The sequence below is a fragment of the Arthrobacter sp. 2RAF6 genome (assembly GCF_052115205.1).
Taxonomy (GTDB): Bacteria; Actinomycetota; Actinomycetes; order Actinomycetales; family Micrococcaceae; genus Arthrobacter.
Map to the genome: position 1 here is coordinate 1 of NZ_JBFRGF010000107.1, position 803 is coordinate 803.

Below are 803 nucleotides of genomic sequence, written 5' to 3' on the forward strand. Positions count from 1 at the left end.
AACGCCAATGACTCATTCCGCGTCACCGGCATGGGGTTCGTCTACCTTGAGAACGCCCTCACCATCTACCACGCGGACGCGCTTTCCATTCACGACAACTTCATCGCCGAATGCGGAAGCTGCATCGAGCTGCGCGGCTGGGGACAGGCATCAAAGATCACCGACAACCTGGTCGGAGCAGGGCCCAAGGGCCACTCGATCTACGCCGAGAACCATGGCGGGCTCCTGATCACCGCGAACAACGTCTTCCCCCGTGGCGCGAGCAGCGTCCATCTCGACGGCGTCACGCGTTCAAGCGTCACCAACAACCGTTTGCACTCGTTCTACCCCGGGATGGTGATTCTCGCAGCGAATAGTTCGGAAAACCTCGTGGCCACGAATCACTTCCTGCGTGACCACGAGCCCTGGACGCCCTTCCTGGGAGTCGACAACGGACTGGACGACCCTTACGGACTGCTCTGCGTCAGCGGCAGCAACAACACTGTCATCGGCAACCACTTCTCCGAGATCATCGACTCGCAGAGCATCCGGCCGGCCGGTGCGACGCCCGTCATCATCCGGCTGATGACGGGGGTCGGCAACTTCGTCTCCACCAACCACGTGGTGGCGATGGACGTTCACTCCACGTCAAGTGACTCCTGCTTCGAGGCTCAAGTGGACGCGCTGTTGACGACCGAAGCTACGGACGGCCTCGCCGTTACGGCCGTCATGGTTGATTCCGAATCAGCCCGGAATACGATCCTTGATTCCGGAAGTGACGGCCAAGTTATCGCAGACAGGGCCGTCAACGCCTTCAGGGCCAC

1 protein-coding gene is annotated in these 803 nt (G+C 60.9%); it reads left to right on the plus strand.

Annotation, left to right across the window (positions count from 1 at the left end):
• On the plus strand, positions 1 to 803 hold an 803-nt coding region (locus AB4Z38_RS25680; RefSeq protein WP_441432334.1), incomplete at both ends, for a NosD domain-containing protein.